Below are 26423 nucleotides of genomic sequence, written 5' to 3'. Positions count from 1 at the left end.
TCAGTATTGTGGGCGGCTGGATGGTCGGCGGAATAGGCTGAGAAGTCGGTGCGCCTCATCGGGGCGCCTTGATGAAGTTCGCCAGCAGCGCATGGCCGTGCTCGGACAGGATCGACTCCGGGTGGAACTGCACGCCTTCCACGTTCAGCGTCTTGTGGCGCACGCCCATGATCTCGCCGTCCGGCGTCCAGGCCGTGACTTCCAGGCAGTCGGGCAGCGTTTCGCGCTCGATGGCCAGCGAATGATAGCGCGTCACGTCGAAGTGCTTCGGCAGGCCCGCGAACACGCCTTCCTGCGTGGTTTCGATCGTGCTGACCTTGCCGTGCATCACCTGCTTGGCGCGGATCACCTTGCCGCCAAACGCCTCGCCGATGGCCTGGTGGCCCAGGCACACGCCCAGCAGCGGCACCTTGCCGGCGAAGTGCTTGAGCACATCCACCGAGATGCCGGCTTCGTGCGGGCTGCACGGGCCCGGCGACACGCAGATATGGTCCGGCTTCAGGGCCTCGATCTCTTCGATCGTGATCTCGTCGTTGCGATAGGTGCGCACGTCGGCGCCCAGTTCGCCAAAGTACTGCACGAGGTTGTAGGTGAACGAATCGTAGTTGTCGATCATCAGCAGCATGTCATCTCTCCCGGGGGCTCAGAGGTCGGCGTCCAGGCCGTCCTGGACCTGTTCGGCGGCACGGATCACGGCGCGCGCCTTCGCCTCGGTTTCCCTCCATTCGGCCTCGGGGTCCGAGTCCGCCACGATGCCGGCCGCGGCCTGCACGTAAAGATTGCCGTCCTTGATCACGCCCGTGCGGATGGCGATGGCCAGGTCCATCTCGCCGCCGAACGACAGGTAGCCCACGGCGCCGCCGTAGATGCCACGCTTGCGCGGCTCCAGTTCGTCGATGATCTCCATCGCGCGCACCTTGGGCGCGCCGGACAGCGTGCCGGCCGGGAAGGTGGCGCGCAGCACGTCGAGATTGCTCATGCCCTCGCGCAGCGTGCCTTCCACCGAACTGACGATGTGCTGCACGTGCGAGTACTTCTCGATCACCATCTTGTCGGTGACCTTGACCGAGCCGGTCTCGGCGATGCGGCCGATGTCGTTGCGCGCCAGGTCGATCAGCATCACGTGCTCGGCGATCTCCTTCGGGTCGTTGAGCAGTTCGGTGGCAAGCTGGGCGTCGCGGTCGGGCGTGCTGCCGCGCGGACGCGTGCCGGCCAGCGGGCGGATCGTGACGATGCGCGCGGTCTCGGTGTCGCCGTTCTGGGGCGTGCCGACCTTGCGGGTTTCCTGGCGCACCAGGATCTCGGGCGACGCGCCCACCACCTGGAAATCGCCGAAGTTGTAGAAATACATGTACGGCGACGGATTCAGCGAGCGCAGCGCGCGGTACAGCGACAGCGGCGAGTCGCGGTACGGCTTCATCAGGCGCTGGCCCACCTGCACCTGCATCATGTCGCCGGCCATGATGTATTCCTTGGCCTTGTGCACGGCCGTCAGGTAGTCGGCCTTGGCGAATTCGCGATACACCTCGGTCTGCACCGACGGGCTGGTCACCGGCACGTCCACCGGCTGGCGCAGCTTCATGCGCAGTTCGCGCAGGCGCTGGCGGGCGCGGGAATAGGCTTCGGGCGTGGTCGGGTCGGCGTAGACGATCAGGTAGAGCTTGCCGGACAGGTTGTCGATCACGGCCAGTTCTTCGCACAGCAGCAACTGGATATCGGGCAGGCCCAGGTCGTCGGGCATCTGCTTGTCGGCCAGCTTCTTCTCGATATAGCGCACGGCGTCATAGCCGAAGTAGCCGGCCAGGCCACCGCAGAAGCGCGGCAGGCCCGGGCGCAGCGCCACCTTGAAGCGGCTCTCGAACGCGGCGATGAAGTCCAGCGGGTTGCCTTCGTGGGTTTCCACGACCTTGCCGTCGGTGACCACCTCGGCGCGCTGGCCGTAGGCACGGATCAGCGTGCGCGCATGCAGGCCGATGAACGAATACCGGCCGAAGCGCTCGCCGCCCACCACCGATTCCAGCAGGAAGGTGTTCACGCCGCGCGTCTGCGACTGCGCCAGCTTCAGGTACAGCGACAGCGGGGTTTCCAGATCGGCCAGCGCCTCGGCGATGATCGGGATGCGGTTGTAGCCCTGGTCGGCCAGCGATTTGAATTCCAGTTCGGTCATGTCGATCCTCTACTTGCGGCGCCGGCCAGTATGGTCGGGTCAGGCGGCACCGGGATGTCGTCAGCGGGATGGGAGGGCGACAAGCTGCATCAACCCGCCTCCCCCAGGGGGCGGACCGTGGCGCACACGTGAATCGATGAGGCTGCACACGGCCAGGGGCGGCGCGTGGCACGTTCTCGAGGCTAACCGTAGCACAGGCGCAAGCAGGAGCAACCCGAACTACGGCGCTGGCGGAAGGATCTGCCGGGGAAGCCGGTCGTCAGGACATCGAGACCGGTCCGGCGGAGCCTGGGCGGGGGGAGATCCGCAGTCTGCGGAAGTCCGGGCGACCCAGGCCCGTCAGGAAACTCGCGAACGCACTTTACGCCTGTTCAGAGGCGCGCCAGCGACGCCAGGGCCAGGCCTGCCGATCACTGCCAGAAAAGATGCGTTTGCGGTTGAGGAACATTGATTGTTCAGCGGGGATTAACCGTGATGGTTTGACCGGTGTGCAGCAAGAATCGCTGCGACGCGGGCAATGTCGGCGACTATACCATCGGCGTCGACGCCTTGTACAGGGTTCCCATGGTTGTAGCCATAGGGCATCAACAGCACCCCCATGCCCGCCGCGCGGGCCGCGCGGGCGTCGTTTTCGGAGTCGCCAATGGCCAGCACGGCCGCCGGATCCATGCGGAACGCCTCGGCCACCTTGAGCAGCGGATACGGGTCGGGCTTGCGCAGCGCAAAGGCATCGCCGCCGTAGACCAGCTCGAAATACTGGGCCAGGCCGGTCTTGGCGAGCAGCGGCTCGGTGAAGTTCCACGGCTTGTTGGTCACGCAGGCCATGCGCAGGCCAAGCGCCTTCAACGCCGCCAGGCCCTCGCGCACATTCGGGTAGACATTGGAGAACTGGCCGTTGATGCGCACGTATTCGCGGTCGTAGAGCGCGTAGGCGTCGGCAAACAGGCCGTTGGCGTGCAGCGGGCTGAAGCGGGCGTCCAGCACGCGGCGGATCAGGTTCTCCGACCCCTTGCCCACGAAGCTGACGATCTCCTGGGCGGACATCGGTTCCACCGGGCCCAGGTGCGGATGCTGGTGCACCAGCGCCAGCAACATCGCGTTGACCGATGCATGGAAGTCGCCAGCGGTATCGACCATGGTGCCGTCCAGGTCGACGATCACCGCCTGGATGCCGCGCCAGTCGGTGCGGCGCAGGATGTCGCTCGTCATCGTCCGGGCCCGCCTTACTTGCCGACCTTGGACAGCACGTCGCGGAACGTGCCGATGATGCCCTTGTAGCCGCCGTCGGCGTCAGGCTTGCCGAATACGGCAGACCCGGCCACGAAGGTGTCGGCGCCCGCGGCGGCGATCTCGGCGATGTTGTCCGGCTTCACGCCGCCGTCCACTTCCAGCAGGATCTGGCGGCCGGTGCGGGCCGTGTAGGCGTCGATCCGGGCACGCACGGCGCGCAGCTTGTTCAGCGTCTCGGGGATGAACGACTGGCCGCCGAAGCCCGGGTTGACGCTCATCAGCAGGATCACGTCCAGGCGATCCATCACGTGGTCCAGGTGGTGCAGCGGCGTGGCCGGGTTGAACACCAGGCCGGCCTGGCAGCCGTTGTCGCGGATCAGGGCCAGCGAGCGGTCGATGTGATCGCTGGCTTCCGGGTGGAACGTGATGATATTGGCGCCAGCCTTGGCAAAGTCGGGAATGATGCGATCCACGGGGCGCACCATCAGGTGGACGTCGATCGGGGCGGTCACGTGCGGGCGGATGGCCTCGCAGACCAGCGGGCCCACGGTCAGGTTGGGCACGTAGTGGTTGTCCATCACGTCGAAGTGGATCCAGTCGGCACCGGCTTCGGTGACGCGGCGCACTTCCTCGCCCAGGCGGGCAAAGTCGGCGGACAGGATGGACGGGGCGATGCGGTAGGTGGGCTGGCTCATGGCTGTTCGGGCGCTGGATTGAGGCTCTGAAGGCGGCGGATGCGGGGTGATCCGCGAGAATGGCGCGTATTTTACGCCCGTCGGGCCCAATCCTGCCCGACAGCGCGTGCTTGCCCCTGCCAAGCCCTTGCCGCACAATGCGACACACCCGGCCGCGCCCCCCAGCGGGACGCTGGCCTGCCGACCATCCTCATCCGTCGAACAATGAGCGAGTACGCTTTTTCCGTGGCCGTGCGCACCCAGTACATGGCCGACCAGTCGGACCCGGACCGCGGACGCTACGCGTTCGCCTACACCATCACCATCCACAACATCGGCGAAGTGGCCGCGCAGCTGATCTCGCGCCACTGGATCATCACCGACAGCGACAACGCCACGCAGGAAGTGGCCGGGCTGGGCGTGGTGGGCCACCAGCCGCTGCTCAAGCCGGGCGAGCACTTCGAGTATTCGAGCTGGGCCACGATCTCGACCCCGGTGGGATCGATGAAGGGCGAGTATTTCTGCGTGGCCGAGGACGGCCACCGCTTCGAGGTGCCGATTCCCGAGTTCGCGCTGGTGCTGCCGCGCATGCTCCACTGAGCTGGCGCGGCAAGGGTCGGGCAGGACGGGCGGCGCGCGGAACCTATGCGTCCGGCGCCTTGTCCGTCTCCTGCGGTGCCTTGACGGCGCGCGACGGGTGGTCCTGCGGCGCACGGGTGGGCCGCGGATGCTTCTTCGCGGTGCCCATCGTCCAGACCACGATGAAAATCAGCAGCAGTAACGCCAGGCCGGCTTCGGCTGCCAGCAGCAGGGTGGGATGGTTTTCGAAAAACTGGCTCATCGCGTTGGGGCAGTCTGTGACAGTCGGCGGATCGGGTTGAGATTGTAGGCAAAGAACGAACAAGATGGCATATCAGTATTCCCCGCGCGCGCCGCGTGCGTCTTCCCGAGGCTGGCTGGCACTGGCGGCCTCTGCCCTGGGCGCCGCGCTGCTGGCCGGCTGCATGAGCAGCGGCCCGATCCGCGTGCAGCCGGGCGGCACGGCCGGCACCCCGGCACCGTCGACATCGCCGAACGCCGGCAAGCTGCAACCGGCCACCTGGGCCGAGATCGGCGGCTGGAGCCAGGACGACGTGCGCGCCGCCTGGCCGGCCCTGCAGGCCAGCTGCCAGGCGCTGAAGAAGAAGCCCGAGTGGAGCCGCGTCTGCGCCACCGGCCTGATGGTGGACGCCGGCGACCTGGTCGCCATGCGCGCGTACTTCGAAACCAACTTCCAGCCGTTCCGCGTGGTCAACGTCGATGGCACGGATAGTGGTCTGATCACCGGTTACTATGAACCCATCCTGCATGGGTCCCGCACGCGCCAGGGCCAGTACCAGGTGCCGCTGTACCGCCGCCCCGCGCAACTGCGCGGCGCCATGCCCCCGCGCGCCGACCTGCTGCAGATGCCGGCGATGCGCGGCAGCGAGCTGGTCTATGTGGATGACGCCGTCGAGGCGGCCTTCCTGCAGATCCAGGGTTCGGGCCGTATCCGCCTGCCAGACGGCACGATGATGCGCGTCGGGTTTGGCGGCACCAACGACCAGCCGTTCCGCTCCTTCGGCAAATGGCTGCTCGACCGCGGCGAGATCACGCCCGCGCAGGCGACGATGCAGGGCATCAAGGCCTGGGCGCGCAACAACCCGGCGCGCGTCGACGAAATGCTCAACGTGAATCCGCGTTTCGTGTTCTTCCGGGAACTGCCGCCGAACAATGACGGCCCGGTCGGCGCGCTCGGTGTGCCGCTCACCGCGGAACGCTCCATCGCCGTCGATCCGGCCACGATCCCGCTGGGCGTGCCGGTCTTCCTGTCGACCACCCGCCCGCTGTCCACCGAGCCGATCCAGCGCCTGATGTTCGCCCAGGACACCGGCTCGGCCATCAAGGGCGGCGTGCGCGCCGACTTCTTCTGGGGCGCCGGCGACGCCGCTGGCGAAACCGCCGGCCGCATGAAGCAGGGCGGCCGCATGTGGGTGCTGATGCCGCGCAGCTGATGGCTGTCGCTGGCCCACGGTTATCTCCCCTCTCCCGCAAGGCGGGAGAGGGGAACCAGAAGCCTTCGGCGATCCGCCATCTTCCCCCTCCCAATCCCTCTCCACGCCCAGGGTCTTTCGCCACCCCGGCGTGTCCGTTTCGCATTTCCCCAACACCGCTCTCGCATTCCGTCACGCTGTGACGCATCGCCCCTGACGAGTTCCGTGTGAACTGTCATCGGCTTGACTGCCATCAATCCTTGGTCATCGCATTTTCACGATGATGGGCACATCCGACGTGCACCAGCACGCCACCGCATTCCCCACTCTCGCTGAGCAGAGACATGAAGGCGAAACACAGGATGTTCCCCGCAATGGCGGCGCTGCCGCTGTTCCTCTGGATGGCTCATGGCCAGGCCGAAACGGCGCCACCGCCGAATCCGGTTCCCACCCTCGCCGCGGACGAATTCAACCACGCCAGACAGATCTACTTCGAGCGGTGCGCGGGGTGCCACGGCGTGCTGCGCAAGGGCGCCACGGGCAAGCCGCTGACGCCTGACATCACACGGGCACGCGGCACCGAATACCTGAAGACGTTCATCAAGTACGGCAGCCCGGCGGGCATGCCGAACTGGGGCACGTCGGGCGACCTGTCCGATCCCGAGGTGGACCTGATGGCACGCTACGTGCAGCTGGAGCCGCCGACTCCGCCGGAATTCTCGCTGGCCGACATCGAGAAATCGCGCAAGGACATCGTGCCCGTGGCAAAGCGGCCCACGCGCAAGATGAACAACTACAACCTGGACAACCTGTTCTCGGTCACGCTGCGCGATGCGGGCGAAGTGGCGCTGATCGACGGCGATTCCAAGAAGATCATCAATATCGTCAAGACCGGCTACGCGGTGCATATCTCGCGCATGTCGGCGTCGGGCCGCTACCTGTACGTGATTGGCCGCGATGCCCGCCTGAACCTGATCGACCTGTGGATGCCGGTGCCCGACAACGTGGCCGAGGTCAAGATCGGCCTGGAAGCGCGCTCGGTGGAGACGTCGAAGTACAAGGGCTTCGAAGACAAGTACGCCGTGGCGGGCTCGTACTGGCCGCCGCAGTACGTGATCATGGAAGGCGACACGCTCAAGCCGCTGAAGGTGGTGTCCACGCGTGGCATGACCGTCGACAACGAGTACCACCCCGAGCCGCGCGTGGCGTCGATCGTGGCCAGCCACTACCGGCCCGAGTTCGTCATCAATGCCAAGGAAACCGGCAAGATCCTGATGGTCGACTATTCGGACCTGAAGAACCTGAAGACCACCACGATCGATTCGGCCAAGTTCCTGCATGACGGCGGCTTCGATTCCACGGGCCGCTACTTCCTGGTGGCCGCCAATGCGTCGGACAAGATTGCCGTGGTCGACACCAAGGAAGACCGCCTGGCGGCGCTGGTGGACGTGGGCAAGACCCCGCACCCGGGCCGGGGCGCCAACTTTGTCCATCCGAAGTACGGCCCGGTCTGGGCCACGAGCCACCTGGGCGACGAAACCGTCAGCCTGATCGGCACCGACCCGGTGAAGAACAAGGCCAACGCCTGGAAGGTGGTGCAGACGCTCAAGGGCCAGGGCGGCGGATCGCTGTTCATCAAGACGCATCCGAAGTCCCACAACCTGTGGGTGGACACGCCGCTGAATCCCGACGCCAAGCTGAACCAGTCGGTGGCCGTGTTCAACACCCAGAAGCTCGAAGGCGGCTACGAGATCCTGCCGATCGCGGAATGGGCCAACCTGAAGGGCGAGGGCGCCAAGCGCGTGGTGCAGGCCGAGTACAACAAGGCCGGCGACGAGGTGTGGTTCTCCGTCTGGGGCACCAAGGACCAGGAATCGGCGCTGGTGGTGGTCGATGACAAGACGCGCAAGCTCAAGACCGTCATCAAGGACCCGCGCCTGATCACGCCGACCGGCAAGTTCAACACCCATAACACCCAGCACGACGTCTATTGATGTCCGGGCAGCCGGCGCCCGGCGGCGCTGGCTGCCTGTCCGGAATTCGACATACCAGGAGAATGCACATGCATCCCGCAAAAGTGATGGTTGCCGCCTTGCTGGCGGCGGCAATGCCGCTGGCCGCCCACGCCAGCGCCGACCTTGCCAAGAGCAAGAACTGCATGGCCTGCCACAGCGTCGACAAGAAGATGGTTGGCCCGGCGTTCAAGGACGTGGCCGCCAAGTACAAGAGCGACAAGGACGCCGCGGCGAAGCTGTCGCAAAGCATCCTGAAAGGCAGCACCGGCAAGTGGGGCCCGATCCCGATGCCGGCCAATTCGGTCAGCGATGCCGATGCCGGTGCGCTTGCAAAGTGGGTGCTGACGCTCTGACCTCCAACCCCTTGAACCCTTGATTCGCCGATCCATGGCCCGATCCATCGCATGGCACCTGGTGCTGCTCGGCATGCTGGCCGCGCCGGCCGCGCTGGTGCATGCGGAACCGTCCGCGGCACGCCAGGCGCAACTGGCGCGCTGGCTGCGCGACGACTGTGGTGCCTGCCATGGCATGACGTTGCAGGGCGGGCTTGGATCGCCGCTGACGGCCGACGCACTGGCGGGAAAGCCGCGTGACGGCCTGGTGGCAACCGTGCTGCAAGGCCGGCCCGGCACCGCCATGCCGCCCTGGCAACCGTTCATGACGCAGGAAGAAGCCCAATGGCTGATCGACAGACTCCAGGCGGGCAAGCCGCCGCCCGTGCTCCCCGCATCGTCCGCCAGCGCATTGCACGACTGATCCGCTTCACGGCGGCTGCGCTGGGGGTGTCATGCCTGATGGCTGCCTGTGCCGGCTTGCCTGCCAAACCGGCCCCCGTCATGCGCGGCACCGGCGACCTTGGCGTGGTCATCGAGCGCGCCGCCGGCCGGCTGCAGGTGGTGGAAACCAGCGGCATGACGAGCCTGGGCACCATCGACGGCCTGGGCGATCTTTCCCACGCCAGCGTGGTGTTCTCGCGCGATGGGCGGTACGCCTACGTCTTTGGCCGTGATGGCGGCCTGTCCCGCGTGGATCTGCTGGCGCAACGCATCACTCATCGCGTGAAGCAGGCGGGCAACAGTATCGGCGGCGCCATCCTGCAGAACGGCAAGGTGGTGGCTGCGCAGAACTATGCGCCGGGCGGCATCAAGCTGTTCGACGCCGGGACACTGGAGCTGCTGTCCGAGATTCCTGCCATCGGCCCCGATGGCCGCCGTTCCAAGGTGGTGGGGCTGGCCGACCTGCCCGGCCAGCGCCTGGCAGCCAGCCTGTTCGAGGCAGGCGAAATCTGGGTCATCGACGCATCGGATCCGCGACAGCCGCAGGTCACGCGCCTGCCTGCGGGCCGCGAACCGTATGACGGCCTGGTGACGCCGGACGGACGCTGGTACCTGGCCGGCCTGTTTGGCGAAGACGGCCTGTCGCTGGTGGATCTGTGGCAGACGCCGCCCGCCGCGCGCAAGGTGCTGTCCGGCTACGGCCGGGGCCAGGCGCCGCTGCCGGTCTACAAGATGCCGCATCTGCGCGGCTGGGCCATGGCGCAGGGGCAGGCGTGGCTGCCGGCCATCGGCCGCCACGAACTGCTGGTGGCCGACCCCGCGCGCAGCTGGCAGGAACAGGCACGCGTGTCCGTGGCCGGGCAGCCGGTGTTTGCGATGGCCCGCCCCGATGGCCGCCAGGTGTGGGTCAACTTTGCCTTTCCGAAGAACGACACGGTGCAGGTGGTGGATACCGCCACGCGGCAGGTGGTGAAGACGCTGACGCCCTGCCATGGCGTGCTGCACATGGAGTTCACGCCCAAGGGCGAGGCGTTGTGGCTGTCCTGCCGCGACGACAACCGCGTGGAGGTCTACGACACCACAACGTTCCGGCGCATCGCCACGCTGGCGGCCGATCAGCCGAGCGGCATCTTCTTCACGGTGCGCGCGCAGCGCATCGGCATGTAATCGCCCAATGTGCCTGCCATAACTGCCATGTTCGACGAGCAACGTTTCTACGACAGTATCCAGCGCGATTTCCCGATCGTGCCGCGCCCGTTCCAGCGCGCGGGCGCAGCGCTGGACCTGAACGAACGCACGGTGCTGAGCCTGCTGGCGCGCGACCTGGGCGCCGGCCGCGTAAGCCGGGTCGGTGCCGTGTTCGCACCCAATGTGATCGGCGCCAGCACGCTGGCCGCGCTGGCGGTGCCGCCAGACGCGCTGCCCAGGGTGGCGGCGCGCGTCAATGCCTACGGCGCCGTCAGCCACAACTATGCGCGGCACGGTCACCGCTACAACCTCTGGTTCGTGGCCGGCGCACGCAATCGCGCCGCGCTGGATGTCGTGCTGGGCAGCATCGCCGACGACGTCGGCCAGATGCCGCTGGACCTGCCGATGGAGCGCGAGTACCACATCGACCTGGGTTTTTCGATGTCTGGCGCGCACGGCACGCTGCGCGGCAGGCGCACTCCAGCGCCCGCGTCGACGCATCTGGACGAGGACGACTGGCGCCTGGTGGCGGCCTTGGAAACGGGGCTGCCGCTGACACCGCAGCCGTTCCACGCGCTGGCCCGGTGCTGTGGCGTGCCGCTGCACCGGGTGCTGGCGCGCATTGCGCAGTGGCATGCCAGCGGCGTGATACGCCGCTTTGGTGTGATCCTGCATCACCGCCCGTTTGGCTATCGTCACAACGCCATGTGCGTGTGGAATGTGCCCGATGCCCGCGTGGATGCCATCGGCACGCGGCTGGCGCGCGTGGCGCCGGTGTCGCTGTGCTACCGGCGCACGCGCTGCCAGCCCACCTGGCCGTACAACCTGTTTGCGATGGTGCATGCGCGCAGCGAGGACGAACTGCAATCCGCGCTGGAACATTTCGACCGGCAGGCCGGCATGGGCACGCTACCGGGCAGGGTGCTGCGTAGCGGCACGTGCTTCAAGCAGTGTGGCACGCGCTATAGCTGGGAGGCGCCGCCGGCATGACCCAACCCGCCATTGTCGATGCGCCCGCTTCCGTCGACTCCCTTGATGCCCTCGACCGGCGCATCGTCAACGCGCTGCAACGTGGGCTGCCGCTGACGCCCCGGCCCTATGCCGATGCCGCCGCTGCGCTGGATATCGACGAGGCCACGCTGATTACCCGGCTGCGGGCGCTGCTGGCGCGGGGTGTGCTGACGCGCTTTGGCCCGCTGTTCCAGATCGAGCGCGCGGGCGGCCAGTTCGTGCTGTGTGCCTGCCACGCACCAGCCGACCGGCTGGACGCCGTGGTCGCCGCCATCAACGCCTTTCCCGAGGTGGCCCATCACTACGCGCGTACACATTATCTGAACCTGTGGTTCGTGCTCGCGGTAGCCGATGCTGGCGACGTACCCGGCGTGCTGGCCCGTATGACGGCCAGCACCGGCGTCGAGATCCTGCCCTTCCCGAAGGAACGCGAGTTCTTCGTCAATCTGTATCTACCGGTGTAGCGACCATGACCCCCGCCCCCAGCATCCCCCTTGCCACTGCAATCCGCGCCAGCGACCTGGACGCCATCGACCGCGCGCTGGTCCAGGCCACGCAGGCCGGCCTGCCGCTGGTGCCGGCGCCATGGCAGGCGCTGGCCGACCGGATCGGCATTCCGGAAGACGAGGTGCTGGCCCGCTTTGCCGCCATGCACGAGCGCGGCGTGCTGCGCCGGGTGGGCGCCGTGCCCAACCACTATGCGCTGGGCTGGCGCGCCAACGGCATGACGGTGTGGGATGTCGATGACGCACGGATTGCCGAGCTTGGCGAACGCGTGGGCGCCTTGACATGCGTCAGCCATTGCTACCAGCGGCCGCGCCGGCTGCCGGACTGGCCCTACAACCTGTTCGCCATGGTCCATGCACGCACGCGCGAAGAGGCCGCTCCGCACATCGCACAAATACGAGATTTGCTGGGCCAGGCATGCCGGGCGCACGACGTGCTCTGGTCCACCCGCATCCTCAAGAAAACCGGCCTGCGCCTGCGGGCTTCCGGAGATTGACACATGTTCAGACTTTCCCGCTTCATGGAAGCATTGCGCGATGGCGGCCCGGTACCGGCGCCACGCCGCGCCGGTGGCCCGGTGGTGATCTGGAATCTGGTGCGGCGCTGCAACCTCAACTGCAAGCATTGCTATTCCACATCGGCCGATACCGATTTCAAGGGCGAGCTGTCGACCGCCGAAGCCATCGGTGTGCTCGAACAGCTGAAGGCAGCCGGCGTGCCTGCGCTGATCCTGTCTGGCGGCGAGCCGTTGCTGCGGCCGGACCTGTACGAGATTGCCGCACACGCCAAGCAGATGGGCTTTCATCTGTCGTTGTCGTCGAACGGCACGCTGCTGGACACCCGGCACGCCGCCAGGCTGCTGGTGGCCGGCTTTGACTACGTGGGCGTGAGCCTGGACGGCATGGAGGCCACGCACGACCGCTTCCGGCGCTGCCCCGGCGCGTTCCGGCAGGCGCTGGATGGCCTGCGCGTGGCCCGGCAATGCGGTCTGCGCGTGGGCGTGCGCATGACGCTGACCGAAGCCAATGCCGACGAATTGCCTGATGTGGTGGCGCTGGCCGAAGCCGAAGGCATTGACAAGTTCTATCTATCGCATTTCAACTATGCGGGGCGCGGCAGCAGCCATCGCGGCGACGACGCGCACCACGCCCATACGCGCGTGGCCGTGGATTGGCTGTTCGACCACGTGTGGGACCGCGCCCAGGAAGGCCGCGCCGGCGATTTCGTCACGGGCAACAACGACGCCGACGGCGTGAGCCTGCTGCACTGGATTGCGCGGCGCCAGCCCGGGCGGCTGGCCGACATGCGCCAGCGCCTGGTCAACTGGGGCGGCAACGCCACGGGCGTGGGCGTTGCCAATATCGACAACCTTGGCAACGTGCATCCGGACACGATGTGGTGGCATGTGTCGATCGGCAATGTCCGCGAGCGTGCGTTTGGCGATATCTGGGCCGACCGCAGCCATCCGCTGATGCGCGGGCTCAAATCGAGCCCCCGGCCGCTGGAAGGGCGCTGCGCCAGCTGCGCGCATCGCGACATCTGCAACGGCAACACGCGCGTGCGCGCCTATGCCGTCAGCGGCAATCCATGGGCCGAGGACCCGGGCTGCTATCTGTCCGATGAGGAGATCGCCGAACCGCTCGGCCGGGAGGTGGTTGCATGAAGCGCCTGATTGCGGGGATGGCGATGGCCGCCTGGGTGTGGTCAGGCGCCCATGCTGGCACGGCGCCCGGTGCGGTGGCCGACGTGGCGGCCACCTTCCGGCAGCACTGCGCGGCCTGCCACGGCGCCGACCGCCTGGGGGGCATGGGCCCGGCGCTGCTGCCCGAAAGCCTGGAGCGGCTCAAGCCCGATGCCTTGCGCGATGTGCTGCGCCATGGCCGGGCGGCCACGCAGATGCCGGGTTTCGCCGGTCAGTTGCCGGAGGCCACGCTGGACCAGATCGCCACGTGGCTGCGCACGGCACCGGCACAGGCGCCGCACTGGGAGGCGGCGGATATCCGCGCATCGCGCGTGGTCCATCACGCGCCGGGCAGCCTGCCGGACAAGCCGGTGTTCCGGGCCGATCCATCGAATCTGTTCCTGGTGGTGGAGTCGGGCACCCACCACCTGAGCGTGCTCGATGGCGACAGGCTGGAACCGATCCACCGCTTCCAGACGCGCTTTGCGCTGCACGGTGGCCCCAAGTTCAGCCGTGACGGCCGCCATGTATATGTGGCGAGCCGCGACGGCTGGATCAGCAAGTACGACCTGTGGAACCTGACACTGGTGGCCGAGATCCGCGCCGGGCTCAATACGCGCAATGTGGCGGTCAGCGACGATGGCAAATGGGTGCTTGCCGGCAATACGCTGCCGCAGACCATGGTGCTGCTGCGCGCCGATGACCTGTCGCTGGCGCGGGTGTATCCGGTGACCGGGGCGAACGGCAAGGCATCGCGCGTATCGGCGGTTTACGATGCCGCGCCGCGTGGCTCGTTTATCGCGGCGCTGCGCGACATCCCCGAAGTCTGGGAGATTCCGTACGCGACGCTGGAGCCGCGCGTGATTGCGCTGGACGATGTGCTCGACGATTTCTTCTTCGACCAGTCGTATCGCCATATTCTCGGCGCCTCGCGCGGCGGCGCCGGACAGGTGATCGATCTCGATGCCGGCCGCAAGGTGGCAGACCTGGCGCTGTCCGGCATGCCGCACCTGGGCAGCGGCATCACCTGGCAGCGTGACGGGCGCGATGTGATGGCGTCGCCGAACCTCAGGCAGGGCGCGCTGAGCGTGATCGACATGCAGACGTGGCAGACCGTTGCCACGATCCCCACGAACGGGCCGGGGTTCTTCCTGCGCAGCCATGAGGCCACGCCCTATGCGTGGACCGACGCGATGATGAGCCCGCGCCGCGACACGCTCCAGATCATCGACAAGCAGACGCTGAAGGTGGTGGGCAGCGTCACGCCGTCGCCGGGCCGCACGGCGGCGCATGTGGAGTTCACGCGCGACGGGCGCCTTGCGCTGGTCAGCCTGATGGAAGACGAGGGCGCCATCGTGGTCTACGACGCCGCCACGCTGCGGGAAGTTAAGCGATTGCCGATGGACAGGCCGGTGGGCAAATACAACGTGTTCAACAAGACCACGCGCTCGTCGGGCACGAGCCATTGAACCGGGAGAAGTCATGATGACACGGTGGAACATCGACGTGCGGCGCGCAGCGCATGGTGCCGACGGCAGGAAGACGGGCAAGGTCTGGCTGGTGGGCGTCGGCCCGGGCGATCCGGACCTGGTGACGGTCAAGGCCGCGCGGGCATTGTCGGCAGCCCAGGTCTGGCTGATCGACGATCTGGTGCCGGAGATGATGGAATGCTACGCAAGCCCGGGCACCGAGATCATCTCCGTTGGCAAGCGCGGCGGGCGCTGCTCGGTCAGCCAGGCCAGCATCCACGCCCAGACGCTGGCGCACGCGCTGGCGGGCCGCTGCGTGGCGCGCGTGAAGGGGGGCGATCCGCTGATGTTCGGCCGCGGCGGCGAGGAGGCCGCGTTCCTGCGCGGGCATGGGATCGATGTCGAGGTGGTCAACGGCATCAGCAGCGGGCTGGCCGCTGCGCAGGCGCTGGGCATCGCGCTGACGCATCGCGCCCATTGCCACGGGGTGACGTTCGTGACCGCGCACACGCGCGGCGATGGCGAACCGGACTGGCGCGCGCTGGCCGCCAGCGGCACCACGCTGGTGATCTATATGGGCATGCATCGGATCGCGTTGATCCGTGCGGCCCTGCTGCAGGCGGGGATGCGTCCGGACATGCCGGCGGGCGTGGTGATGCACGCCAGTTGTGCCGCCCAGCGCAGCTGGACCGGCACGCTGGGCACGCTGACCGATGCGGTGGGGGCCGGGCTGGCGAGCCCGTCGATCATTCTCGTGGGCGAAGTGGTGGCAACGGCCCTGCGTCGCCCTGCGGTTTGCACGCCGCTGCCGCGAGCGGCAGAGGGGCCGGGGGAGAGGGCGGGCATTTCAGGTTGTGACTTCGCCGTTTGAACGGCGTTACCGTTTTCCCCAACCCCTCTCCAAGGCAGGAGAGGGGTGCCGGTCACCGGAGTGCCGCCGCTTGCGCGGGCACCTGTTCCCCGCCACGCACGATTCTTCCATCCCCATTACAATAGCCGCCTGATCACCCAACACAGAGGTATTGGTCCCATGCGCCATTGATGCCGCCGTCGACAAGACGGCCAGTCTCCACCCGCCCCCGCAAGCTGGGGGAGTTCCTGGCATCTCTGGAATGTATGCATGACCGATCCCTATCTCAGGCTCGAAGGCCTGTCCTATGTCCTGCCTGACGGCCGGACGCTTTTCTCCGATCTCGACGAAACTTTCGACCAGCGCCCCACCGGGCTGGTCGGCCGCAATGGCGCGGGCAAATCCGTGCTGGCGCAGATGCTGGCGGGGCAGCTACTGCCAACGCGCGGGCGCTGCGTGCGCGCGGGCAGCGTGCGCTATCTGGCCCAGCAGGTAGCGCCGCCAGCGGATGCCACGGTAGCCAGCCTGGCCGGGGTGCAGCACACGCTCGACGCCCTGGCGCGCATCGAGGCGGGCAGTAGCGCGCCGGAGGATTTCGATGCCGTCGGCGGCGGCTGGGATGTGCGGCAGCGGCTGCAACAGGCACTTGAACGCAGTGGCCTGGGCCATCTCGACGCCGGCATGACCGCAGATGCCCTGAGCGGCGGCGAGGCCATGCGGGTGGCGCTGGCCGGCGCGATGCTGTCCGATGCCGACTTCCTGATCCTGGACGAGCCCAGCAACCATCTCGACCGTCCGGCGCGTCACGCACTGATCGAACAACTGCGCCAGTGGCCGCGCGGGCTGCTTGTCCTCAGCCATGACCGGGCGCTTCTGGATACCCTGCCGCGCATCGTGGAACTGTCGTCGCTGGGCTTGCGCAGCTATGGCGGCAACTTCACGTTCTATGCGCAATGCAAGGCGGATGAGCGGCAGCACGCGATCGACCAGCTTGAACAGCGCAAGCTCGACCGCAAGCGGGAGCAGCAGTCCATGCGCGACCAGCGCGAGCGCCAGGAGCGGCGCCAGGCGCGCGGCAATCGGGAAGGCAAGACGTCGAACCAGGCCAGGATCCTGCTGGGCGGCCAGAAGGCACGCAGCGAAGTCTCGGCAGGCAAGCTGCGGCAACAGCAGGCCGCCAGCCAGGCCAGCCTTGACCAGCGCGTGCGCGAAGCCGCGCAGCAGGTGGAAGACGCGGCACGCATCACGATGCACGCCGTGCCGGGCGCGCAGGCCGAATGGGCTGGCAGGGCCGCACACCGGCGCGTGGCCGAACTGGATGCCGTGGCGCTGCCGTTCGTGTCGGGCGCCACACGCCGCATCAGCCTGATCGTCACCGGGCAGCAGCGCGTGGGCGTGGTCGGCCCGAACGGCTGCGGCAAGTCCACATTGCTCAAGACGCTGGCCGGCCAGCTTGCGCCGCTGGCGGGCGCCTGCAGGCAGCCGGCCGATACGGTCTACCTTGACCAGCAATTGGCGAATCTCGATCCGGGGCAGTCGGTGCTGGCGCAGTGCCAGGCCGCCAACGGCACGTCGACCGAAGCCAACCTGCGCATGCTGCTGGCGCATCTTGGACTCGATGCACAAAAGATCGTCGCGCCCAGCGGCGCGCTCAGTGGCGGCGAACGGCTGAAGGCGGCGCTGGCCTGCACGCTCTACGCCGACCCGCCGCCGCAACTGCTGCTGCTCGACGAACCGAGCAATCACCTGGACCTGCCATCGGCACAGGCCCTGGAGGCCATGCTGTGCAGCTACCAGGGCGCACTGGTGGTGGTGTCGCACGACGACGCCTTCATGGACGGTCTGGCATTGACCCACCGCCTGGCTGCCACCGACAAAGGCTGGCAGCTCGATGCCTGGTAAGCGAAACCCGGGGCGCAAAAAAGCCGCCGGGCCCTGACAGGCGCCCGGCGGCTGCATTCCGGCGTTAGAGCATTACTGGCGAGCGAGACGGCCTTCCGGAACCTCGCGGGCCGGGCCGCGCGAGAGCAGTCCCAGCACCACTTGCAGCGCAAAGGTCAGGGCACCCACCAGGAACACCACGTCGCCGAAGGTGCGTACCCAGCGCAGCGTCTGCAGGATCGGCTGCTGGACGAACGCTTCGCTGCGCGCGTACCAGAGGCCCTGGCTGATGCTGGCCAGCGCCTGGATGATGCCCACCGGCAGCAGGCTGGTGCCGATCATCAGCACCAGGCCGCCGTTCAGGCCCCAGAAGGCGATCGACATCATGCGCGGGCTCAGCTTGTAGTCCGGGCGGACATAGCGCAGCACCAGCAGCGTGAAGCCGAGCGCCAGGAAGCCATAGACACCGAACAGCGCGGCGTGCGCGTGGACGGGGGTGGTATTCAGGCCCTGCACGTAGTACAGCGAGATCGGCGGGTTGATCATGAAGCCGAAGACCCCGGCGCCGAGCATGTTCCAGAACGCCACGGCCGTGAAGCACATCACCGGCCAGCGCAGGTTGTTCATCCACGGGGCGCGTTCCTTGAGGCGCCAGTTTTCCCAGGCTTCGTGACCCAGCACGATCAGCGGCATGACTTCCAGCGCCGAGAACGTGGCGCCAATGGCCATGACGGGCGTGGTGGTGCCGGCAAAGTACAGGTGGTGGAACGTGCCCGGAATGCCGCCAAGCATGAACAGCGATGCCGACGCCAGGCTGGCCGCCGTCGCCATCGGGCGCGATACCAGGCCCAGGGTGGAGAAGATGAAGGCCAGCGCCGTGGTGGCGAATACCTCGAAGAAGCCTTCCACCCACAGGTGGACCACCCACCAGCGCCAGTACTCCATCACCGTCAGGCTGGTGCGCTCGCCGTAGAACAGGCCCGCGCCGTAGAACAGGCCGATGGCAACCACGGACGAAGTCAGCAGCGCCAGCAGGTTCTTGTCGCCGCCGCCACGTGCCTTGAGCGCCGGGGCAATGCCGCGCAGCATCAGCACCAGCCAGATCACGATCCCGGCCAGCTTGCCGATCTGCCACAGACGGCCCAGGTCCACATACTCGTAGCCCTGGTGGCCCAGCCAGAAGTTCAGGTTGGCCGGCATCTTCTGCGCGATGGCCAGGTAGTTGCCGGTGAACGAGCCCACCACGACCACCACCAGCGCCCAGAACAGGATGTCGACACCCAGCCTCTGGTACTTCGGGTCCTTGCCGCCGTTGATCAGCGGCGCCAGGAACAGGCCCGCCGCCAGGAAGCCCGTGGCGATCCAGAACAGCGCGCTCTGGATATGCCAGGTGCGCACCAGCGAGTACGGGAACCACTGCGACATGTCGATGCCGTAGAACTTCTGGCCCTCGACCGTGTAGTGCGCAGTGAAGCCGCCGATCAGCACCTGGAAGGCGAACAGCGCCACCACCAGGAACACGTACTTGCCCAGCGCGCGCTGCGACGGCGTCAGCGCAAAGGTCGACAGCGGATCGCGGGCCGGTGCGGGCGGCAGCGGCTCTTCCTTGCCGCGCAGGAACGCCCACGCCCAGATCAGCAGGCCCACGCCGGCCAGCAGCACCACCACGCTGGCCACCGACCAGACCACGTTCTCGGCGGTCGGGCGATTGTCGATCAGCGGCTCATGCGGCCAGTTGTTGGTGTAGGTGGCGGTGTGTCCGGGGCGGTCGGTGGCGGCGGCCCATGCGGTCCAGAAGAAGAAATGCGTCAGCTGCACGCGCCGCTCCGGCGAGGGCAGCGTGTTTTCCTTCATCGCGAAGCTCTCCCGGCTCTTGTGCAGTTCGGGGGCGTCGGAGAACAGGCGCTGGTAGTAGTCGGCCGTCATCTCGATGGCCTTGGCGCGGCGCGGCGACACCGTCAGCACGTTGCTGGCGTCGGTGTGGTTGCCGCGGTACTCGGCCTTCAGATGCGCGCGCAACACGGCCTGGTCGCCGACGTCGAGCGCGGCAAAGTCCTTGCCGAAGCGCTCGCGCGCGGCCAGGTCCAGCCAGGCCGTGAGTTCACGGTGCAGCCAGTCGGCCGTCCAGTCGGGCGCCTGGTAGGCGCCGTGGCCCCAGATGGAGCCAAGCTGCATGCCACCCACCGACTGCCATGCGGTCTGGCCGTCGAGGATGTCCTCGGACGTGAACAGCGTCGTGCCGTCGGCGGTGACAACCTGCGCCGGAATGGGCGGCTGCTGCCGGTAGACCTCGGAACCGTAGTAGCCAAGGAGAGCGAACGTGACCGCCAGCACGGCGATCAGCGTGAACCATAGTTTCTTGTAGGGGCCCATGATGGGTGCGTATCGGTACGCTGTATGGGTTGGCAGGATGCGAGATGGCTCGCGGGTCAGTGATCGCGATCAGTGCGCACGCGCGGCGTTCTCGAACAGCACGTTGTTTTCCAGGTGGATGTGTTCCATCAGGTCTTTGCGGAACGTGCGCAGGCCCAGGTACAGCGCGCGCCAGGTGTTGCAGGCGGCGCGCGGCAGCGTGATGTCGTGGGTCAGGTCGGACAGCCGTTGCAGCGCGGCGCCGTGGTCGTCGTGCTCCATGCGCATGACCGTGATCGGCGCCGACGCCATGGCGCCCATGCCGCGCGACAGCATCGGGAACAGCACCTGCTCTTCCTTCTGCATATGGCTCAGCAGTTCCTGCAGCATCACGCTCAGGTGATCGGCCAGGCCTGCGGGACATTCGGGCCGGTCGCCGTGCACTTCCTCGACCCGGCGCGCCAGGCGGATCAGTTCCGGCAGCTGCTCGCGGTGGCGCTCGTGGAAACGCGCCAGGATGAAGCCGATCAGTTCCTCGGCCGGCGCTTCGCTCCAGTCGTGGCCGTCGGCCGGGGCCTGGGCCTGCAGCGCCTGCAGGCGGGCCTCGATTGCGGCGGCGTCGAGCCCCTTGGCCTGCGCGGCATCGCGCAATGTGTGCGATCCGCCACAGCAGAAGTCGAGGTCGTAGTCGTGGAAGATCTTCGTCGCACCGGGGATCCGACGGGCCAGCTGGCCCAGAGACTGGTCTTGCATGCTCATGATTTGCTCCTTCTCAATAAAAGCCGACGTCTCTTGTGCGAATCTCGTGCCCATCAGAAAGATTCAAAGATTCAATGATTTACCTGTCGGTAGGGTTTTTTGGACCGCGAGCCGGCGTGGTGAATCGAACCTGAATGGGGTGTTTTTGACCATGATTGGCGAGCTACTACAGGCCGACCTGTGCGCGGATCTGCCGCAGGCGGTACGGATGCAGAGACTGGTGGGCAGCCTGCGCGCGCATTTCCGTTGCGGCGCCGTGGCGCTGCTGCGACTGGAGGAAGACCAGCTCCGGCCGGTGGCCGTCGACGGCCTGGTGCGCGACGCGCTGGGGCGCCGCTTCGCGGTGAGCCTGCATCCACGGCTGGCGGCCATCCTGGCGCGCCGCGGCGTGACGTGCTTCCACCATGACAGCGCGCTGCCGGACCCCTACGACGGCCTGATCGACGAACACGTGGGCGAGCCGCTGCCGGTGCATGACTGCATGGGCATCAGCCTCGAAGCCGAAGGCAAGACGTGGGGCGTGCTGACGCTCGATGCGCTGCAGGTGGGCACGTTCACCGATGCCGCGCAGGTCGAACTGCAACGGCTGACGCCGGTGATCGAGGCCGCCATCCGCATCACGCGGCTGGAGGCCGAGATCCGGGCGCTACGGCAGGGGCGGATCGACGAGCCCGCTGGCGACGTGGTGCGCGACGATGGCGAGATCATCGGCCAGAGCCAGGCCATCAGCCATCTGCTGCACGAACTGCGGGTGGTGGCCGATTCGGAGTTGCCGGTGCTGCTGCTGGGCGAGACCGGCGTGGGCAAGGAATTGTTCGCGCACCGCCTGCACCGGCTGTCGCGGCGCCGCAACCGGCCGCTGATCCATGTGAACTGCGCCGCGTTGCCGGAATCGCTGGCCGAGAGCGAACTGTTCGGCCATGCGCGTGGCGCGTTCTCGGGCGCCACTGGCGAGCGGCCGGGGCGGTTCGAGGCCGCCGATGGCGGCACGCTGTTCCTGGACGAGGTGGGCGAACTGCCACTGTCGATCCAGGCCAAGCTGCTGCGCACGCTGCAGAACGGCGAGATCCAGCGGCTTGGCTCCGACCGGCCGCGGCGCGTGGATGTGCGCGTGATTGCCGCCACCAACCGCCATCTGCGCGAACACGTGCGCGATGGCTCGTTCCGCGCCGATCTCTATCACCGGCTGTCGGTGTACCCGATCCCGATCCCGCCGCTGCGCGAGCGCGACAACGACGTGCTGCTGCTGGCCGGCCATTTCCTCGAACTGAACCGGGCGCGGCTGGGGTTGCGCAGCCTGCGCCTGTCCGCCGCCGCGCAGGACGCGCTGCGGCGCTATCCGTGGCCGGGCAATGTGCGGGAACTGGAACACGTGATCAGCCGGGCGGCGCTGAAGCTGGTCAGCCGGGGTGCCAATCGCGTCGACATCCTGACGCTCGACGCCGACCTGTTCCGTGACCTGTTCGATGCCGATGGCGTGGGCGGCGGGCTGACGCCGGCCGCCGTGGCGCCCGTCGAACCCGCGCCTCCGGTAGTGGTGCCGGCCGTTTCGCTGCGCGAGGCGGTGGATTCGTGCCAGCGGCGCTGCATCGAACAGGCCCTGCTGGCACAGGACGGCAACTGGGCGCAGGCCGCGCGCCAGCTTGGCGTGGATGCCAGCAACCTGCACAAGCTGGCCCGCCGGCTGGGCTTCAAGCGCGAGACGCGCCGCGCTGCCCGCGCAGGCTAGCGCGGGCGGTTGTCGACGATGCGCCGCGCCTTGCCCACCGACCGCTCGACGCCGCCTTCCGGCAGGATCTCGATGCCGGCCGTGACGCCGATATACGCCTTGATGTCGTGCGTCAGCTGCTCGCGCGCATGGGCCGCCACCGACGGCTCGGCGCCATGGGCGCATTCCACGCGCACGGTCAGGGTATCGAGCGGCCCCTCCTTGCCCAGCACGCACTGGTAGTGCGGCGCCAGTTCGGTGTGCTTGAGGATCAATTCCTCGATCTGCGACGGAAAGACGTTCACGCCGCGCACGATCATCATGTCGTCGGTGCGGCCGGTGATCTTCTCCATGCGGCGGAAGGCCGCCCGCGCGGTGCCCGGCAGCAGGCGCGTGAGGTCGCGCGTGCGATAGCGGATGACCGGCATCGCCTCCTTGCTGAGCGACGTGAAGACCAGTTCGCCGAATTCGCCGTCGGGCAGCACGTCGCCGGTATCGGGATCGATGATCTCCGGATAGAAATGGTCTTCCCAGATGGTCGGGCCGTCCTTGGTCTCGGCGCATTCGTTGGCCACGCCCGGGCCCATCACTTCCGAAAGGCCATAGATGTCGACGGCCGAGATGCCCATGCGCTTTTCGATCGCCAGGCGCATCTCCGGCGTCCACGGCTCGGCGCCGAAGATGCCGATGCGCAGCGACGTCGACGCCGGGTCGATACCCTGGCGCTCCAGTTCGTCGGCAATCGCCAGCATGTAGCTGGGCGTCACCATGATGACCTCGGGCTTGAAGTCCTGGATCAGCTGCACCTGGCGCTCGGTCTGGCCGCCGCCGAACGGGATGGCCGTCAGGCCGGCCTTTTCCACGCCATAGTGCGCGCCGAGCCCGCCCGTGAACAGCCCGTAGCCGTAGCTGATGTGCACCTTGTCGCCGCGCCGGGCGCCCGATGCGCGGATCGAGCGCGCCATCACCGTGGCCCAGGTATCGATGTCCTGCAGCGTGTAGCCCACCACGGTGGGCTTGCCGGTGGTGCCCGACGATGCGTGGACCCGCGCCACGCGGTCCTGCGGCACCGCGAACATGCCGAACGGGTAGTTGTCGCGCAGGTCCTGCTTCGTGGTGAACGGAAAACGCGCCAGGTCGGCCAGCGACTGCACCTGGTCGGGATGCACGCCCGCCTCGTCGAACTTGCGCCGGTACACGGGCGAGTTTTCGTAGGCATGGCGCAGCGACCATTTCAGGCGCTCAAGCTGCAGGGCTTGAAGTTGCTGCCGGCTGGCAGTCTCGATCGGTTCCAGGGGCAGATCGGTGAGGCGCGTACTCATGATGTCTCCACGTTTCCGGGATGGTGCGCTACGTTGGCGCAGGGTACCGCGTTTGTCTGGTATCAGGCCTCGGCTGGCGGGATGACGTGCCCCTTGATCTGGGCCGACTTGCCGCGGAACATCGCCACCGGCTCGCCGGCGCGGTTGGTCACCTTGATGTCGTACACGCCATGCCGGCCGGACAGGATCTGCTCCACGGCCTCGGCGGTCAGTACGTCGCCGCCGTGCACGGGGCGCAGGAATTCGATGCTGCAGCCCGACGCCACGGTGTTGATGTTATGGCTGTTGCAGGCGAATGCGAAGGCGGAATCGGCCAGCGTGAACATCAGGCCGCCGTGGCAGATGGCATGGCCGTTCAGGAACTCGGGCCGTATCGGCATCGACAGGCGCGCGTAGCCGGGCCGGACCTCCTCGATCACCATGCCCAGCCAGCGGCTGCAGGCGTCGGACTCGTACATGGCATGCGCGGTGGCCTGGGCCAGGGCCTGGGGGTCTTGGTTCAAGCGGGTCTCCTTGCTCGCGGGGAAACGGGATCAGGCGCCCTTGAAATGCGGGGCGCGCTTTTCAAGAAAGGCGTTCACGCCTTCGTTGTAATCGTGGGACTGGCCGAGCTGGCGCTGCAGGTCGCGTTCGAGGTCCAGCTGGGCGTCGAAGCTGTTGGTGGCGCTGGCATGCATCGACTGCTTGATGGCCGCCAGCGCACGCGTGGGCTGTGCCGCCAGGTGTGTAGCCAGGGCCAGGGCCTGTTCCATGAGCAGGGGATCGTCCATGGTCTCCCAGATCAGGCCCCATTTTTCGGCTTCCTCGGCACTGAGCTTGTCGCCGGTCATCGCCAACCCCAGTGCGCGGGCCATGCCCAGGCGCTTGGGCAGCAGCCACGTGCCGCCGGAATCGGGCACCAGGCCGATCTTGACGAATGCCTGGATAAAGCTGGCCGACCTGGCTGCCAGCACCATGTCGCAGGCCAGCGCCAGGTTGGCGCCTGCGCCGGCGGCCGTACCGTTGACCGCGGCGATCACGGGCAGCGGCATCGCCTGCAGGCGGCGCACGAGCGGGTTGAACCAGGTATCGATCAGTTCGCCGAGATCGGTGGCGTGGCCGGGCGTGAAGTCGAGATCGGCCAGATCCTGGCCCGCGCAGAAGCCACGGCCTGCACCGGTCAGCAGCAGCGCCCGGGCACCGCCGGCTTGTGTCTGATCCAGCGCCTGGACCAGCGCGCGATGCATGTCGCGGGTAAAGCTGTTGAGCTTGTCGGGCCGGTTGAGCGTGACAACGGCCACATCGCCGTGCCAGCGCAGCAGGATGGGGCCGGATTCGAGACTCGCACGCACGGGGGCGTGCGCCGGGCTGGCCGGGCTAACCGGGGTTGGGGGCATGGTGGTCTCCTGCGCCATGTGTTCCTGCGCCATTTGTTCTTCGGGTCGGTATGCGGATCTGTTGCCGCGACGGGTCGCACGGCCATTGTAGATAGTGGCGTGCATCCGTTAAATTAACCGACCAGTCGGTCGGCAAATAGTAGTAGGGATACCGGCAGGGCGCAAGAGGTGGCCGCCCGCCTTGACCAGCTTCACAGCGGCGGGCGAGTATCGATCCGCTTCTGTATAAGACAGATCACTGATTCCTCTCATCGCAAGGAGAAGACATGTCGTACGAGAACATCCTGGTGGAGACGCGTGGCCGCGTCGGGCTGGTGACGCTCAATCGCCCCAAGGCCCTGAACGCGCTCAATGACGCACTGATGGACGAACTGGGCGCCGCGCTGACCGCGTTCGACGCGGACGAGGCCATCGGCTGCATCGTCATCACGGGCAGCGAGCGCGCCTTTGCCGCCGGCGCCGACATCGGCATGATGGCGAAGTACTCCTATATGGATGTTTACAAGGGCGACTACATCACGCGCAACTGGGAAACCATCCGCCGCATCCGCAAGCCGGTGATCGCGGCGGTGGGCGGCTACGCGCTGGGTGGCGGCTGCGAGCTGGCGATGATGTGCGACATCGTGATTGCGGCCGACAGCGCCAGGTTCGGCCAGCCCGAGGTCAAGCTTGGCACCATGCCGGGCGCGGGCGGCACGCAGCGCCTGCCGCGCGCTGTATCGAAGGCCAAGGCCATGGACCTGTGCCTGACCGCTCGCATGATGGACGCGGCCGAGGCCGAGCGTGCCGGCCTGGTGTCGCGCGTGGTGGCGGCCGACAAGCTGGTCGACGAGGCGGTGTCGGCGGCCGAGACCATCGCCAGCTATTCGCTGCCGGTGGTCATGATGATCAAGGAGTCGATCAACGCCGCCTATGAGACAACGCTCAACGAAGGCGTCCACTTCGAGCGGCGTTTGTTCCATTCGACCTTCGCCACCGGAGACCAGAAAGAGGGAATGGCGGCATTTGTGGAGAAACGCGCACCCAATTTCAAGCATCAGTAAAACTTGAGTCGGGGAATACCCGAGGCAAGTTGAGGGGTATTGGTCGGTCCGATAATTATTTATTGGACCGATTTTCCTTTGTGATCAATGGTTTGAGTTGTATATCCCGAATGTCGCTCCATGAGTTCGTGACATGCGTGTTGCAAAGGTCGCAGATCAGGCCTAATATTCGCCCCCTCGCAACACGAAGCGCGCTGCAAACGCAGCAACGACAAGGGTTTGCGGGGTCAGCAGGGGGTTGGGGTTGCGAGGGTTTGCAGCGCTGACCGGCAGAAAAAAGTTCTGCAAAAACTGTTGACGAAACGTTGAATGCTCTGCATAATCTCGTTTCTCCGCTGCAACGAAACGACGCAGCGACAGCGAACGGCAAAGCCGGCCGCTGGGGTTCTTTAACAACCAAAC

At 67.1% G+C, this 26423-nt stretch carries 26 protein-coding genes; 15 read left to right on the top strand and 11 right to left on the bottom strand.

What is annotated here, in order from left to right:
* Nucleotides 1-55 precede the first annotated feature (55 nt).
* The 4 genes from A9J21_RS08545 to rpe form a co-directional block, all read right to left on the bottom strand.
* Nucleotides 56-625: an aminodeoxychorismate/anthranilate synthase component II gene (locus A9J21_RS08545; protein WP_066733990.1), complete on the bottom strand. Its 570-nt coding sequence runs from the start codon at nucleotides 623-625 to the stop codon at nucleotides 56-58.
* An 18-nt stretch (nucleotides 626-643) separates the two neighbouring features.
* On the bottom strand, nucleotides 644-2167 hold the full coding sequence (trpE, locus tag A9J21_RS08540; protein ID WP_066733979.1) for an anthranilate synthase component I: 1524 nt from the start codon (nucleotides 2165-2167) through the stop codon (nucleotides 644-646).
* 465 nt (nucleotides 2168-2632) lie between these two features.
* Complete coding sequence (gph, locus tag A9J21_RS08535) at nucleotides 2633-3376, bottom strand: phosphoglycolate phosphatase (RefSeq protein WP_066733977.1); 744 nt, start codon at nucleotides 3374-3376, stop codon at nucleotides 2633-2635.
* Nucleotides 3377-3390: 14 nt separating this feature from the next.
* Nucleotides 3391-4092 (bottom strand): ribulose-phosphate 3-epimerase, encoded by a 702-nt coding sequence (gene rpe / locus A9J21_RS08530; protein ID WP_066733975.1) that lies wholly within the window; start codon nucleotides 4090-4092, stop codon nucleotides 3391-3393.
* A gap of 204 nt (nucleotides 4093-4296) precedes the next feature.
* On the opposite strand from rpe, the gene apaG reads away from it, so the two are divergent.
* Nucleotides 4297-4671 carry a Co2+/Mg2+ efflux protein ApaG gene (gene apaG / locus A9J21_RS08525; protein ID WP_049815787.1) on the top strand — a complete coding sequence of 125 codons (375 nt, stop codon included), beginning with the start codon at nucleotides 4297-4299 and terminating at the stop codon, nucleotides 4669-4671.
* A 43-nt stretch (nucleotides 4672-4714) separates the two neighbouring features.
* On the opposite strand, the gene A9J21_RS08520 is transcribed toward apaG, so the two are convergent.
* Nucleotides 4715-4912: a hypothetical protein gene (locus A9J21_RS08520; RefSeq protein WP_066733965.1), complete on the bottom strand. Its 198-nt coding sequence runs from the start codon at nucleotides 4910-4912 to the stop codon at nucleotides 4715-4717.
* Between the two features lie 64 nt (nucleotides 4913-4976).
* Between A9J21_RS08520 and A9J21_RS08515 the strand changes: the two genes are divergently transcribed.
* The 12 genes from A9J21_RS08515 to A9J21_RS08460 all read left to right on the top strand — a co-directional run bounded on the left by A9J21_RS08515 (nucleotide 4977) and on the right by A9J21_RS08460 (nucleotide 17482).
* Entirely contained in the window at nucleotides 4977-6104 is a 1128-nt protein-coding gene (locus A9J21_RS08515; protein ID WP_066733958.1) for a murein transglycosylase A, read from the top strand.
* A gap of 323 nt (nucleotides 6105-6427) precedes the next feature.
* The gene (locus A9J21_RS08510; RefSeq protein WP_066733956.1) at nucleotides 6428-8077 is read left to right on the top strand and encodes a nitrite reductase; all 1650 of its coding nucleotides are present in this window, start codon (nucleotides 6428-6430) and stop codon (nucleotides 8075-8077) included.
* Nucleotides 8078-8145: 68 nt separating this feature from the next.
* Nucleotides 8146-8451, top strand: a complete 306-nt coding sequence (locus tag A9J21_RS08505) for a c-type cytochrome (protein WP_066734018.1) — start codon at nucleotides 8146-8148, stop codon at nucleotides 8449-8451.
* A 34-nt stretch (nucleotides 8452-8485) separates the two neighbouring features.
* Nucleotides 8486-8854 carry a cytochrome c gene (locus A9J21_RS08500; protein ID WP_082926308.1) on the top strand — a complete coding sequence of 123 codons (369 nt, stop codon included), beginning with the start codon at nucleotides 8486-8488 and terminating at the stop codon, nucleotides 8852-8854.
* Entirely contained in the window at nucleotides 8776-10041 is a 1266-nt protein-coding gene (locus A9J21_RS08495; RefSeq protein WP_082926307.1) for a cytochrome D1 domain-containing protein, read from the top strand. The genes A9J21_RS08500 and A9J21_RS08495 overlap by 79 nt, the downstream gene beginning before the upstream one ends.
* A 27-nt stretch (nucleotides 10042-10068) precedes the next feature.
* A complete protein-coding gene (locus A9J21_RS08490) occupies nucleotides 10069-11052 on the top strand; it encodes an Lrp/AsnC family transcriptional regulator (protein ID WP_066733951.1) in 984 nt (327 codons plus the stop codon).
* On the top strand, nucleotides 11049-11537 hold the full coding sequence (locus A9J21_RS08485) for an Lrp/AsnC family transcriptional regulator (RefSeq protein ID WP_066733949.1): 489 nt from the start codon (nucleotides 11049-11051) through the stop codon (nucleotides 11535-11537). The genes A9J21_RS08490 and A9J21_RS08485 overlap by 4 nt, the downstream gene beginning before the upstream one ends.
* Before the next feature lie 5 nt (nucleotides 11538-11542).
* Complete coding sequence (locus A9J21_RS08480; protein WP_066733942.1) at nucleotides 11543-12076, top strand: AsnC family transcriptional regulator; 534 nt, start codon at nucleotides 11543-11545, stop codon at nucleotides 12074-12076.
* A 3-nt stretch (nucleotides 12077-12079) separates the two neighbouring features.
* The gene (nirJ, locus tag A9J21_RS08475; protein ID WP_066733940.1) at nucleotides 12080-13243 is read left to right on the top strand and encodes a heme d1 biosynthesis radical SAM protein NirJ; all 1164 of its coding nucleotides are present in this window, start codon (nucleotides 12080-12082) and stop codon (nucleotides 13241-13243) included.
* Nucleotides 13240-14730: a nitrite reductase gene (locus A9J21_RS08470; protein ID WP_066733938.1), complete on the top strand. Its 1491-nt coding sequence runs from the start codon at nucleotides 13240-13242 to the stop codon at nucleotides 14728-14730. Before nirJ ends, A9J21_RS08470 begins: the two co-directional genes overlap by 4 nt.
* Nucleotides 14731-14746: 16 nt before the next feature.
* The gene (cobA, locus tag A9J21_RS08465) at nucleotides 14747-15601 is read left to right on the top strand and encodes a uroporphyrinogen-III C-methyltransferase (protein WP_066734013.1); all 855 of its coding nucleotides are present in this window, start codon (nucleotides 14747-14749) and stop codon (nucleotides 15599-15601) included.
* Between the two features lie 249 nt (nucleotides 15602-15850).
* The gene (locus A9J21_RS08460) at nucleotides 15851-17482 is read left to right on the top strand and encodes an ABC-F family ATP-binding cassette domain-containing protein (RefSeq protein ID WP_066733936.1); all 1632 of its coding nucleotides are present in this window, start codon (nucleotides 15851-15853) and stop codon (nucleotides 17480-17482) included.
* A 72-nt stretch (nucleotides 17483-17554) separates the two neighbouring features.
* Here the strand turns inward: A9J21_RS08460 and A9J21_RS08455 are convergent, their stop codons facing one another.
* Together A9J21_RS08455 and ytfE are read right to left on the bottom strand one after the other, a co-directional pair.
* Entirely contained in the window at nucleotides 17555-19834 is a 2280-nt protein-coding gene (locus A9J21_RS08455) for a nitric-oxide reductase large subunit (RefSeq protein ID WP_066733933.1), read from the bottom strand.
* 69 nt (nucleotides 19835-19903) lie between these two features.
* Nucleotides 19904-20572, bottom strand: a complete 669-nt coding sequence (gene ytfE, locus A9J21_RS08450; protein WP_066733930.1) for an iron-sulfur cluster repair protein YtfE — start codon at nucleotides 20570-20572, stop codon at nucleotides 19904-19906.
* 151 nt (nucleotides 20573-20723) lie between these two features.
* Between ytfE and norR the strand changes: the two genes are divergently transcribed.
* Nucleotides 20724-22301 carry a nitric oxide reductase transcriptional regulator NorR gene (norR, locus tag A9J21_RS08445; protein WP_066733923.1) on the top strand — a complete coding sequence of 526 codons (1578 nt, stop codon included), beginning with the start codon at nucleotides 20724-20726 and terminating at the stop codon, nucleotides 22299-22301.
* On the opposite strand, the gene paaK is transcribed toward norR, so the two are convergent.
* The 3 genes from paaK to paaG all read right to left on the bottom strand — a co-directional run bounded on the left by paaK (nucleotide 22298) and on the right by paaG (nucleotide 24978).
* Nucleotides 22298-23602, bottom strand: a complete 1305-nt coding sequence (gene paaK / locus A9J21_RS08440; RefSeq protein ID WP_066733921.1) for a phenylacetate--CoA ligase PaaK — start codon at nucleotides 23600-23602, stop codon at nucleotides 22298-22300. The genes norR and paaK overlap by 4 nt on opposite strands.
* Nucleotides 23603-23664: 62 nt before the next feature.
* Entirely contained in the window at nucleotides 23665-24105 is a 441-nt protein-coding gene (paaI, locus tag A9J21_RS08435) for a hydroxyphenylacetyl-CoA thioesterase PaaI (protein WP_066733918.1), read from the bottom strand.
* A gap of 30 nt (nucleotides 24106-24135) precedes the next feature.
* The gene (gene paaG / locus A9J21_RS08430) at nucleotides 24136-24978 is read right to left on the bottom strand and encodes a 2-(1,2-epoxy-1,2-dihydrophenyl)acetyl-CoA isomerase PaaG (protein ID WP_231906857.1); all 843 of its coding nucleotides are present in this window, start codon (nucleotides 24976-24978) and stop codon (nucleotides 24136-24138) included.
* A gap of 266 nt (nucleotides 24979-25244) precedes the next feature.
* Between paaG and A9J21_RS08425 the strand changes: the two genes are divergently transcribed.
* Complete coding sequence (locus A9J21_RS08425; RefSeq protein ID WP_066733915.1) at nucleotides 25245-26021, top strand: enoyl-CoA hydratase; 777 nt, start codon at nucleotides 25245-25247, stop codon at nucleotides 26019-26021.
* Between the two features lie 162 nt (nucleotides 26022-26183).
* On the opposite strand, the gene A9J21_RS31910 is transcribed toward A9J21_RS08425, so the two are convergent.
* Nucleotides 26184-26423 (bottom strand): hypothetical protein (locus tag A9J21_RS31910; RefSeq protein ID WP_197497474.1); only part of this gene is annotated, 240 nt, incomplete at its 5' end.

This window comes from Cupriavidus sp. D384, from assembly GCF_001652915.1.
In the GTDB taxonomy this organism is placed as follows: domain Bacteria; phylum Pseudomonadota; class Gammaproteobacteria; order Burkholderiales; family Burkholderiaceae; genus Cupriavidus.
Note: the sequence above shows the minus strand (reverse complement) of the source record. Positions and strands in the feature narration are given on the sequence as shown.

Coding starts and splice junctions, on each gene's coding strand:
- A9J21_RS08545 (WP_066733990.1), bottom strand. CDS start 625: ATGCTGCTGATGATCGACAACTACGATTCGTTCACCTACAACCTCGTG.
- trpE (WP_066733979.1), bottom strand. CDS start 2,167: ATGACCGAACTGGAATTCAAATCGCTGGCCGACCAGGGCTACAACCGC.
- gph (WP_066733977.1), bottom strand. CDS start 3,376: ATGACGAGCGACATCCTGCGCCGCACCGACTGGCGCGGCATCCAGGCG.
- rpe (WP_066733975.1), bottom strand. CDS start 4,092: ATGAGCCAGCCCACCTACCGCATCGCCCCGTCCATCCTGTCCGCCGAC.
- apaG (WP_049815787.1), top strand. CDS start 4,297: ATGAGCGAGTACGCTTTTTCCGTGGCCGTGCGCACCCAGTACATGGCC.
- A9J21_RS08520 (WP_066733965.1), bottom strand. CDS start 4,912: ATGAGCCAGTTTTTCGAAAACCATCCCACCCTGCTGCTGGCAGCCGAA.
- A9J21_RS08515 (WP_066733958.1), top strand. CDS start 4,977: ATGGCATATCAGTATTCCCCGCGCGCGCCGCGTGCGTCTTCCCGAGGC.
- A9J21_RS08510 (WP_066733956.1), top strand. CDS start 6,428: ATGAAGGCGAAACACAGGATGTTCCCCGCAATGGCGGCGCTGCCGCTG.
- A9J21_RS08505 (WP_066734018.1), top strand. CDS start 8,146: ATGCATCCCGCAAAAGTGATGGTTGCCGCCTTGCTGGCGGCGGCAATG.
- A9J21_RS08500 (WP_082926308.1), top strand. CDS start 8,486: ATGGCCCGATCCATCGCATGGCACCTGGTGCTGCTCGGCATGCTGGCC.
- A9J21_RS08495 (WP_082926307.1), top strand. CDS start 8,776: ATGGCTGATCGACAGACTCCAGGCGGGCAAGCCGCCGCCCGTGCTCCC.
- A9J21_RS08490 (WP_066733951.1), top strand. CDS start 10,069: ATGTTCGACGAGCAACGTTTCTACGACAGTATCCAGCGCGATTTCCCG.
- A9J21_RS08485 (WP_066733949.1), top strand. CDS start 11,049: ATGACCCAACCCGCCATTGTCGATGCGCCCGCTTCCGTCGACTCCCTT.
- A9J21_RS08480 (WP_066733942.1), top strand. CDS start 11,543: ATGACCCCCGCCCCCAGCATCCCCCTTGCCACTGCAATCCGCGCCAGC.
- nirJ (WP_066733940.1), top strand. CDS start 12,080: ATGTTCAGACTTTCCCGCTTCATGGAAGCATTGCGCGATGGCGGCCCG.
- A9J21_RS08470 (WP_066733938.1), top strand. CDS start 13,240: ATGAAGCGCCTGATTGCGGGGATGGCGATGGCCGCCTGGGTGTGGTCA.
- cobA (WP_066734013.1), top strand. CDS start 14,747: ATGACACGGTGGAACATCGACGTGCGGCGCGCAGCGCATGGTGCCGAC.
- A9J21_RS08460 (WP_066733936.1), top strand. CDS start 15,851: ATGACCGATCCCTATCTCAGGCTCGAAGGCCTGTCCTATGTCCTGCCT.
- A9J21_RS08455 (WP_066733933.1), bottom strand. CDS start 19,834: ATGGGCCCCTACAAGAAACTATGGTTCACGCTGATCGCCGTGCTGGCG.
- ytfE (WP_066733930.1), bottom strand. CDS start 20,572: ATGAGCATGCAAGACCAGTCTCTGGGCCAGCTGGCCCGTCGGATCCCC.
- norR (WP_066733923.1), top strand. CDS start 20,724: ATGATTGGCGAGCTACTACAGGCCGACCTGTGCGCGGATCTGCCGCAG.
- paaK (WP_066733921.1), bottom strand. CDS start 23,602: ATGAGTACGCGCCTCACCGATCTGCCCCTGGAACCGATCGAGACTGCC.
- paaG (WP_231906857.1), bottom strand. CDS start 24,978: ATGCCCCCAACCCCGGTTAGCCCGGCCAGCCCGGCGCACGCCCCCGTG.
- A9J21_RS08425 (WP_066733915.1), top strand. CDS start 25,245: ATGTCGTACGAGAACATCCTGGTGGAGACGCGTGGCCGCGTCGGGCTG.